Here is a 9803-nt window from a genome sequence, read left to right on the forward strand (position 1 = left end):
TCAGTGAAGCACGCCTTGTTCAGTTCGACGCACGGTACAGACCGTGCGCATCGATGTAGGCCAGGACCGCGTCGGGCACCAGGAAACGTACCGACTTACCGCTGGCCAGCAGTTGACGGATCTGGGTGGCGGAAACCGCGAGCGGTGTCTGCCAGACGAATGCAATCTGTCCGCTCGGCCCTTTGAGGGCCAGCGGGTCGCTCACCGAACGCGCTGCCAGCAGGTTGCGCAAGGCATCCGGCGGTTCGCTGTCGGCGTCCGGGCGCTGTAGCACCAGGATATGGCAATGCTGGAGCAACTCCTCCCAGCGGTGCCAAGTGGGCAGGCCGCAAAATGCGTCCCAGCCCAAAAGCAGAAAAACCTGGGTCTCGGCGGCCATTTCGGCACGCATCAACTCCAGGGTATCGATGGTCCAGGACGGTTTGTCCCGCTGCAATTCGCGGGCGTCCACCACCAGCGGCGGCACTCCGGCCACCGCGCACTCAACCATGGCCAGCCGATCCTGCGCCGACACTTGCGGCGTATCGCGATGCGGCGGCCGGGCGCTGGGCATCATGCGCAGCTCGTCGAGCCCAAGCGCTTCAGCGACTTCCAGCGCACCGCGCAAATGGCCGATGTGCACCGGATCGAACGTGCCGCCCAGCACGCCAATGCGTTGCGGGCGAGACTCGCTGCCGGTTTGCGGCGCTGTCAGGTCGAAGTCGGTCAAGTCAGACCGTCGCCTGGCCGCGCAACTGGCCATCACCGACCACGATGTACTTCTCGCAGGTCAGCCCTTCGAGACCCACCGGGCCGCGGGCGTGCAGCTTATCAGTAGAAATGCCGATCTCGGCACCCAATCCGTATTCGAATCCATCGGCGAAGCACGTCGGGGTGTTGATCATCACCGACGCCGAGTCGACTTCCGCGACGAAACGCCGGGTGTCGGCGAGGTTTTCGCTGACGATCGAGTCGGTGTGGTGCGAGCCGTAATGGTTGATGTGTTCGATGGCCTGGTCCAGTCCGTCGACCACGCGAATCGACAGGATCGGCGCCAGATACTCGGTGCTCCAGTCATCTTCGCTGGCCGCTACCGCGTCAATGATCGCCCGGGTGCGTTCGCAGCCACGCAGCTCGACGCCTTTTTCGCGGAACTGGGCAGCCATCGCCGGCAGGAAATCCTTCGCAACACTTTGATCGACGAGCAGCGTCTCCATCGCGCCACAGATGCCATAACGGTAAGTCTTGGCATTGAAGGCAATGCGCCGGGCTTTCGCCAGATCGGCGTGGGCACTGACATAAACGTGGCAGATGCCGTCCAGGTGCTTGATCACCGGCACGCGGGCGTCACGGCTGATGCGCTCGATCAGGCCACGGCCACCGCGCGGCACGATCACGTCGACGTACTCAGGCATGGTGATCATCGCGCCGACGGCGGCACGGTCGGTGGTTTCGACCACTTGCACCACGGCTGCCGGCAATTCGGCCTCGGCCAGACCGCGCTGGATGCACGCGGCAATCGCCCGGTTGGAATGAATCGCCTCGGAACCACCGCGCAGGATGGTCGCGTTACCGGACTTCAGGCACAGGCTGGCGGCATCGATGGTCACGTTGGGCCGGGATTCGTAGATGATCCCGATCACACCCAGCGGCACGCGCATCTTGCCGACTTGAATGCCGGACGGGCGGAAGCTCATGTCACGGATCGCACCGACCGGATCCGGCAGTGCTGCCACCTGGCGCAGGCCGACGATCATGCCATCGATGCGCGCGGGAGTCAGTTCCAGACGTTCCAGCAAGGCTGGCTCCAGACCATTGGCGCGACCAGCGGCCAGATCCTGTTCGTTGGCTGCGGCCAGCTCGGCGCGCGCAGCGTCCAGCGCATTGGCAGCAGCCTGCAAGGCGCGGTTTTTCTGCGCGGTGCTGGCACGGCCGATGACCCGGGAAGCTTCGCGGGCGGCGCGACCCAATCGGGTCATGTAGTCAAGAACGGACTCAGTCATGGTCTGCTGGGGTCTTGGCAAAGAGGAAAGCGGCAGATTATAGCTGTCGCGTCCCGGGACTAACAGCGGTGACGGGCGGATGGTCGAAATGGACTGCAATTTGCCGACGTTCAGCCGTAATTAAGCCGCGGATTGTTATCATCGCGACCTCCTTCGCCTGGATAACCACCGTTTGCCATGTCCAACCTGACCGTTCGCGCCACCGCCGAGCACCTGCCACTGGGCCTTCCGGACACTTTTTTTCGACCGTGACGCGCAAGTGCTGGCGCGCGATCTGCTCGGCAAAGTCATCCGCCACCGGGTCGGCGATCTGTGGCTCAGTGCCCGGATCATCGAAACCGAAGCCTATTACTGCGCGGAAAAAGGCAGTCATGCCTCCCTCGGCTACACGGAAAAGCGTAAGGCTTTGTTTCTGGATGGTGGACACATTTATATGTATTACGCCCGTGGCGGCGATTCACTGAACTTCAGCGCTCAGGGGCCGGGCAATGCGGTGTTGATCAAATCCGCCTACCCATGGGTCGATGAGGTCAGCGGGCCGGCGAGCCTGGCGCAGATGCTGTTGAACAATCCCGATGCCCAAGGCCGCCCGCGTCCTTCGCAAAAACTGTGCGCCGGCCAGACGTTGCTGTGCAAGGCGCTGGGCTTGAAGGTACCGATGTGGGACGCCAAGCGTTTCGACCATGAACTGCTGCTGGTGGAAGACACCGGCCCGACGCCGACGCAGATCATTCAGACCACACGCCTGGGCATTCCCCAGGGCCGCGACGAACACCTGATGTACCGGTTCGTCGACGCCACGTATGCCCAGTGGTGCACGCGGAACCCGTTGCGCCGGGGTCAGGTCGAAGGGCGCGATTATTTCCTGCTGTAAACACGTAACCCTGCAGGAGCTGCCGCAGGCTGCGATCTTTTGATCTTCAGCTTCAGCTTCTGTGCAGCTTGCGCATCAACTCCGCCTCAGCCTGGGTCAAGCCACAGGACTGAGTCAGCTCATCGACACTCGCGCCCATGCCCACCAGTTTCGCCGCCTGGGCGAACGACAGGCTCGACGGGTCGCGCTGTTCCAGCGCCACAATCTTGTCCGGCAACGGACCGACTACCGAGCGCAGCTCGTGCAGGGCTTCGCCCATGCGCACGTTGCCGTTCTGATAGTCGTCGACGCGCTTGGCCAAGTCCTTGATGCGCTGGTCACGCAGCGCATCGCCCTGGGCCTGTTGCGCCGCGATCACCCGCTGCGCCTTGATGTACGCCAGAAACATTGCCAGCGTGCCTGCCCAGAACAGAAACAGGACAATGACCGCAACTTCGAGAATCAATCAGATGCTCTCCAGTTCCGACCATTCTTCTTCGCTCATCATCTTGTCCAGCTCGACCAGGATCAGCAACTCGTTGTTCTTGTTGCACACGCCCTGGATGAACTTGGCCGACTCTTCGTTGCCGACGTTCGGCGCGGTCTCGATTTCCGACTGACGCAGGTAAACCACTTCGGCCACGCTGTCGACCATGATCCCGACCACTTGCTTGTCGGCTTCGATGATGACGATACGGGTGTTGTCGCTGATCTCGCCACTGTTCAGGCCGAAGCGCTGACGGGTGTCGATCACGGTGACCACGTTACCGCGCAGGTTGATGATGCCCAGCACGTAGCTTGGCGCACCCGGTACCGGAGCGATTTCGGTGTAACGCAGGACTTCCTGCACGCGCATCACGTTGATGCCGTAGGTTTCGTTGTCCAGCTTGAAGGTCACCCATTGCAGGATCGGATCTTCAGAACCTTTTGCATTCGTCGCCTGACTACTCATACCCTGACCCCTCGAAAAAACCGCACTGAGCGGTGTGTGTTCTGTGTGGAGGCATTGAAAAATGCCATCGCCTGATTGTTATGTCGGCTGCTATGTCGATTTATGTAGCGGCTTGTGGCCGCCCATGTGCTTTGCCCCGCCGCTGGCGATCAACTCGGCCAGCGCGGCTACATCAAGTAATGCACACATGTGCTCTATCACCGTGCCGGCGAGCCATGGCCGCTGACCCCGGTGACTTCTCCATTTGATTTCATTCGGATCCAGACGCAACGAACGGCTGACCTGATGCACCGCCAGGCCCCATTCGTAACCTTGTACCGAAATCACGTACTGCAGGCCCTGACGGAAGTCATCGCGATAGCGATCCGGCATGACCCAACGCGCCGTGTCCAAGACTTTCAGATTGCCGGCCTGGCTCGGCAGAATCCCGAGGAACCATTCCGGCTGCCCGAACAGCGGCGTCAACTCGTGGCCGGCCAGCGAATAGATCGAGCCCAGGCACACCAGCGGCACCGCCAGCGTCAGCCCGGCGACATCGAACAACAGGCACTCGAACGCTTCGGCAGCCCAGGCCGGACGGCCATCGGTGTCCACCGGGGGCGGCGTGTTGCTCGGTGGCAGGTGAACTTCCACCACCGGCGGCACCCGCGTCTGTTCGACGGGTGCCGGCGCAACCGGCGCAGGTTCGGTCACAACCGGTTCCGGCGCGGTTTTCAGCAATTGGGTCTGCAGCAGCGGGGCGAGTGTCGAAACCGGCGCGCGCGGCGGCTCGGCTTGTTCGATCAGCGCCACCGGCGCTTTTGCAACGGGCGCCACGGCAGGTGCGGCAACCGGCTTCACAACCTTCTGCGCATCACGCGCCTGTTCTTCAAGCACGGCGGCCTGGAACTCATCCAGCGCTTCGGTACTGTCGACCACCTCGGCCGGTGCCTCGACCGGCAACTCATCAGGGACTTCCTGCAGCAAGCTATCCAGATAGGACTGCAACGCCAGCTGCGGCTTCGATGTCAACTTGATCGGGCGGTTCATCGGTCAACCGCGCCAGACAGGGAAACCGCGTCGCCTGCTTCGCGAGCAGGCTCGCTCCCACAGGATTTGTGCAAGTCAGGCATGCGTGATCGGAACACGGTCATCTCAGGCCACCTGCGGAACAAGTTGTTGCGCCAGCAGGTGCTTGAGCAACGCGCGGTACGCCAGCACCCCACGACTCTTGCCGTCGAATTGCGAAGGCGTGACCCCGGCCCGGCTGGCGTCGCGCAAACGGGTATCGACCGGGATGTAACCCTGCCAGATTTCTTCGGGGAATTTGTCGCGCAGTACGCGCAAAGTGCCCAGCGACGCCTGGGTGCGGCGGTCGAACAGGGTTGGCACGATGCTGAACGGCAGCGCCTGTTTGCGCGAGCGGTTGATCATCGCCAGGGTGTTGACCATGCGCTCCAGGCCTTTGACGGCCAGGTGCTCGGTCTGCACCGGGATCACCAGTTGTTGGCTCGCGGCCAGGGCGTTGACCATCAGCACGCCGAGCAACGGCGGGCTGTCGATGATCGCGTAATCGAAGTCCTGCCACAGCTGCGCCAGACTCTTGGCGATCACCAGGCCCAGACCACTCTGCCCCGGCGACTGGCGCTCGAGGGTGGCCAGTGCGGTACTCGACGGCAACAGGGAAATGCGTTCGTCGCTGGTCGACAACAGCAACTGCCCGGGCAAACCCTGCGGCACGCGGCCCTTGTGCAGAAACAGGTCGTAGTTGCTGTGTTCCAGGCTGTCGGGGTCGTAGCCGAAATAGCTGGTCATCGAGCCGTGCGGGTCGAGATCGACCACAACCACGCGCTTGCCCGCCTCCGCCAGCAACCCGGCTAAAGCGATGGAAGATGTGGTTTTACCGACACCACCCTTTTGATTGGCGACTGCCCAGACTCTCATTCGGTTCGTTCCTCCCGGCCGAGATCCTCGACCGAGACATGGCTCAGCGTATTAATGCGGGCGACGGAGAATTGACGGCACTCTCGCGTCCCGGCGTCTTGACCGGGGTCGGTGCAGTTTGTGTGCCAGCACGCTTCAATGCTGCGTCCGGTTGCGCATTGGCGGTCCCGGTACCGGTCAGACTGCGGCGCACATCGAGATTGCGCGACACCACCAGCACCACGCGACGGTTTTTCGCCCGGCCTTCGGCGGTGGCGTTATTGGCTACCGGCTGAAACTCACCGTAACCCACCGAGGCCAGACGCCCGGGGTTCACGCCCTGCATCGCCAGCATGCGCACGATGCTCGCCGAACGCGCCGAGGACAACTCCCAGTTGGTCGGGTACTGCGCAGTGCGGATCGGCTGATCGTCGGTGAAGCCTTCGACGTGGATCGGGTTGTCGAACGGTTTGAGGATCGCCGCGACCTTGTCGATGATGTTGAAGGCGATGTCGCTCGGCATCGCGTCGCCACTGCCGAACAACAGGCTGGAGTTGAGTTCGATCTCGACCCACAACTCATTGCCGCGCACGGTCATCTGGTTGGAAGCAATCAGGTCGCCGAACGCGGCACTGATGTCATCGGCAATGCTTTTCAGCGGATCGCTGGCCCCGGCGATACCGGCATCGACCTGCTCGCTGTCCTTGACCAGCGGCTTGGCCGGGGTCACGGTTTTCGGTCGTTCCTCACCAATCGGAATCGGCTTGAGCGAACGATCGGAGTCGGTGAAAACCCCGATCAGCGCTTCGGAAATGACTTTGTATTTGCCTTCGTTGATCGACGAGATGGAATACATCACCACAAAGAACGCGAACAACAGCGTGATGAAATCCGCGTAGGACACAAGCCAGCGCTCGTGATTAACGTGTTCTTCCTGATGCCTGCGGCGAGCCATAGTCCATTACCCCCATCAATCCATGAAGCCCTGAAGCTTCAGCTCGATAGAGCGAGGGTTTTCACCTTCGGCGATCGACAAAATACCTTCCAACAACATTTCGCGATAACGCGACTGCCGCAACGCGATTGACTTGAGCTTGGCCGCCACCGGCAGCAACACCAGGTTGGCACTGGCCACGCCGTAGATGGTCGCGACGAATGCCACGGCAATACCGCTGCCCAATTGCGTCGGATCAGCGAGGTTGCCCATCACATGGATCAGGCCCATCACCGCACCGATGATGCCGATGGTCGGCGCGTAGCCGCCCATGCTTTCGAAGACTTTGGCCGCTTCGATGTCGCGGGCTTCCTGGGTGTAGAAATCCACTTCGAGAATGCTGCGGATCGCTTCCGGCTCGGCGCCATCGACCAGCAGTTGCAGGCCCTTGCGCGAGTAGTTGTCCGGTTCGGCATCGGCGACGCCTTCCAGGCCGAGCAGGCCTTCCTTGCGCGCGGTGAGGCTCCAGTTGACCACGCGGTCGATGCCGCCAGCCAGATCCACCCGTGGCGGAAACAGGATCCAGGCGAGAATCTGCATGGCGCGCTTGAAGGCGCTCATCGGCGATTGCAGCAGCGCTGCACCGATGGTGCCCCCGAGAACGATCAGCGCCGCCGGGCCGTTGGCCAGCGCGCCGAGGTGACCGCCTTCAAGGAAGTTGCCGCCGATGATGGCGACGAACGCCAGGATAATCCCGATAAGGCTTAAAACATCCATCAGATACACGCCTCGACAATGTGCTTGCCGATGTCGTCCAGGCCGTAGACCGCGTCAGCCAGATCGGCTTTGACGATGGCCATCGGCATGCCGTAGATCACGCAGCTTGCTTCGTCTTGTGCCCATACCGAGCTGCCGCCCTGCTTGAGCAGACGCGCGCCTTCACGGCCGTCGGCGCCCATGCCGGTGAGGACCACCGCCAGAACTTTGTCGCCGTAGGACTTGGCCGCCGAACCGAAGGTGATGTCCACGCACGGCTTGTAATTCAGACGCTCGTCGCCTGGCAGGATTTTCACCGCGCCACGGCCGTCGATCATCATCTGCTTGCCACCCGGGGCCAGCAGCGCCAGGCCCGGACGCAGGATGTCGCCATCCTCGGCTTCCTTGACGCTGATGCGGCACAGCTTGTCCAGACGCTCGGCAAAGGCTTTGGTGAACGCCGCGGGCATGTGCTGGATCAGCACGATCGGCGCCGGGAAGTTTGCCGGCAACTGAGTCAGCACCCGTTGCAGCGCAACCGGACCGCCCGTGGAGGTACCGATGGCAACCAGTTTGTAGGCTTTGCGTTTCGGTGCCGGCGACGACGCGCTGGCGGCTGGCGCGCGAGCAGGTGCTGGAGCCGGCGCCGGACGCGTCGGAGCAGCAGTGCTGTGGCTGCTGAAACTCGAAGCCGCCGGGGCTGGCGCAGGCGTCGGTGCAGCGGCCGGAGCCGGCGCACTGTAGGCACTGAAACGACGATTGCTGCGCGAGATGCTGTGGACCTTCTCGCACAGCAGCTGCTTGACCTTCTCCGGGTTACGCGAGATGTCTTCGAAATTCTTCGGCAGGAAATCCACCGCGCCAGCGTCCAGCGCATCCAGGGTCACCCGGGCGCCTTCGTGGGTCAGCGAGGAAAACATCAACACCGGGGTCGGGCAGCGCTGCATGATGTGCCGCACGGCCGTGATGCCATCCATCATCGGCATCTCGTAGTCCATGGTGATCACGTCCGGCTTGAGGGCCAGGGCCTGATCGATCGCCTCTTTACCGTTGGTAGCGGTGCCGACCACCTGGATGCTCGGATCCGCTGAAAGAATTTCCGAGACGCGGCGGCGGAAAAAACCCGAATCGTCCACCACCAGGACTTTGACTGCCATAAACACTCCATTAGGTGCAGCGGGACGTCGTCGCCCCACCGCCCCGGATTCAAATACGCTTCGTCGCGTAACGCTTGAGCATGCTTGGAACATCGAGGATCAGCGCGATGCGGCCGTCACCGGTGATGGTGGCGCCGGACATGCCCGGAGTGCCCTGCAGCATTTTGCCCAATGGCTTGATGACCACTTCTTCCTGGCCGACCAGTTGATCGACGACGAAGCCGATCCGCTGGGTGCCCACCGACAGGATCACCACATGGCCTTCACGCTGCTCTTCGTGAGCGGCGGAGCTGACCAGCCAGCGCTTGAGGTAGAACAATGGCAGCGCCTTGTCCCGCACGATCACCACTTCCTGGCCATCCACCACGTTGGTGGTCGACAGGTCGAGGTGGAAAATTTCGTTGACGTTGACCAGCGGGAACGCAAACGCCTGATTGCCGAGCATGACCATCAGGGTCGGCATGATCGCCAGGGTCAGCGGCACCTTGATGACGATCTTCGAGCCCTGGCCCTTGGTCGAGTAGATGTTGATCGAGCCGTTGAGCTGGGAAATCTTGGTCTTCACCACGTCCATGCCGACACCACGGCCAGACACGTCGGAGATTTCGGTCTTGGTCGAGAAACCCGGGGCGAAGATCAGGTTGTAGCACTCGGTATCGCTCAGGCGATCGGCCGCGTCCTTGTCCATCACACCGCGCTTTACCGCGATCGAACGCAGGACGTTCGGGTCCATGCCCTTGCCGTCGTCGGAGATCGACAACAGGATGTGGTCGCCTTCCTGCTCGGCCGCCAGTACCACGCGACCGCCACGGGCCTTGCCCGAAGCTTCGCGTTCTTCCGGCGACTCGATGCCGTGGTCGACCGCGTTGCGCACCAAGTGGACCAGCGGGTCGGCCAGGGCCTCGACAAGGTTTTTGTCGAGGTCGGTTTCTTCACCCACCAGTTCCAGGTTGATCTCTTTCTTGAGCTGACGCGCCAGGTCACGAACCAGACGCGGGAAGCGCCCGAAGACCTTCTTGATCGGCTGCATCCGGGTCTTCATCACCGCGGTCTGCAAGTCAGCCGTGACCACGTCGAGGTTCGACACGGCCTTGGACATGGCTTCATCGCCGCTGTTGAGACCCAGGCGCACCAGGCGGTTACGCACCAGCACCAGTTCGCCGACCATGTTCATGATTTCGTCGAGACGCGCGGTATCGACCCGCACGGTGGTCTCGGCTTCGCTGGCCGGTTTTTCCGGCGGCGGTGCAGCGGGCGCACGGGCCGG

The 9803-nt window shown here is 62.3% G+C and carries 10 protein-coding genes and 1 pseudogene; 1 reads left to right on the forward strand and 10 read right to left on the reverse strand.

Translation table 11 applies throughout. From position 1 onward, the window contains the following. Nucleotides 1–19: 19 nt before the first annotated feature. Entirely contained in the window at nucleotides 20–742 is a 723-nt protein-coding gene (gene nadD / locus HT737_RS11590; protein ID WP_374011157.1) for a nicotinate-nucleotide adenylyltransferase, read from the reverse strand. Next, a complete protein-coding gene (locus HT737_RS11595) occupies nucleotides 711–1982 on the reverse strand; it encodes a glutamate-5-semialdehyde dehydrogenase (protein WP_121187386.1) in 1272 nt (423 codons plus the stop codon). The genes nadD and HT737_RS11595 overlap by 32 nt, the downstream gene beginning before the upstream one ends. A gap of 177 nt (nucleotides 1983–2159) precedes the next feature. Between HT737_RS11595 and HT737_RS11600 the strand changes: the two are divergent. Beyond that, nucleotides 2160–2856: pseudogene (locus HT737_RS11600) on the forward strand (DNA-3-methyladenine glycosylase). Nucleotides 2857–2908: 52 nt separating this feature from the next. On the opposite strand, the gene HT737_RS11605 reads toward HT737_RS11600, so the two are convergent. From HT737_RS11605 to HT737_RS11640, 8 genes are all read right to left on the reverse strand, one after another. Beyond that, entirely contained in the window at nucleotides 2909–3301 is a 393-nt protein-coding gene (locus HT737_RS11605; RefSeq protein WP_007961680.1) for a DUF2802 domain-containing protein, read from the reverse strand. Further along, entirely contained in the window at nucleotides 3302–3787 is a 486-nt protein-coding gene (locus HT737_RS11610; RefSeq protein ID WP_003222936.1) for a chemotaxis protein CheW, read from the reverse strand. It lies immediately after the preceding gene. A gap of 90 nt (nucleotides 3788–3877) precedes the next feature. Beyond that, nucleotides 3878–4816, reverse strand: a complete 939-nt coding sequence (locus HT737_RS11615) for a CheW domain-containing protein (RefSeq protein WP_182402598.1) — start codon at nucleotides 4814–4816, stop codon at nucleotides 3878–3880. Between the two features lie 105 nt (nucleotides 4817–4921). Continuing rightward, nucleotides 4922–5710 carry a ParA family protein gene (locus HT737_RS11620; protein WP_182402600.1) on the reverse strand — a complete coding sequence of 263 codons (789 nt, stop codon included), beginning with the start codon at nucleotides 5708–5710 and terminating at the stop codon, nucleotides 4922–4924. A 43-nt stretch (nucleotides 5711–5753) separates the two neighbouring features. Beyond that, nucleotides 5754–6644, reverse strand: a complete 891-nt coding sequence (gene motD / locus HT737_RS11625; protein ID WP_003222931.1) for a flagellar motor protein MotD — start codon at nucleotides 6642–6644, stop codon at nucleotides 5754–5756. A 15-nt stretch (nucleotides 6645–6659) separates the two neighbouring features. Continuing rightward, nucleotides 6660–7400: a flagellar motor protein gene (locus tag HT737_RS11630; protein WP_007967839.1), complete on the reverse strand. Its 741-nt coding sequence runs from the start codon at nucleotides 7398–7400 to the stop codon at nucleotides 6660–6662. Then, nucleotides 7400–8536 (reverse strand): chemotaxis response regulator protein-glutamate methylesterase, encoded by a 1137-nt coding sequence (locus tag HT737_RS11635; protein WP_041072948.1) that lies wholly within the window; start codon nucleotides 8534–8536, stop codon nucleotides 7400–7402. Before HT737_RS11635 ends, HT737_RS11630 begins: the two co-directional genes overlap by 1 nt. A gap of 49 nt (nucleotides 8537–8585) precedes the next feature. Further along, nucleotides 8586–9803 (reverse strand): chemotaxis protein CheA (locus HT737_RS11640; RefSeq protein WP_182402602.1); only part of this gene is annotated, 1218 nt, incomplete at its 5' end.

The sequence above is a fragment of the Pseudomonas sp. MD195_PC81_125 genome, from assembly GCF_014060985.1.
GTDB lineage: Bacteria > Pseudomonadota > Gammaproteobacteria > Pseudomonadales > Pseudomonadaceae > Aquipseudomonas > Aquipseudomonas parakoreensis.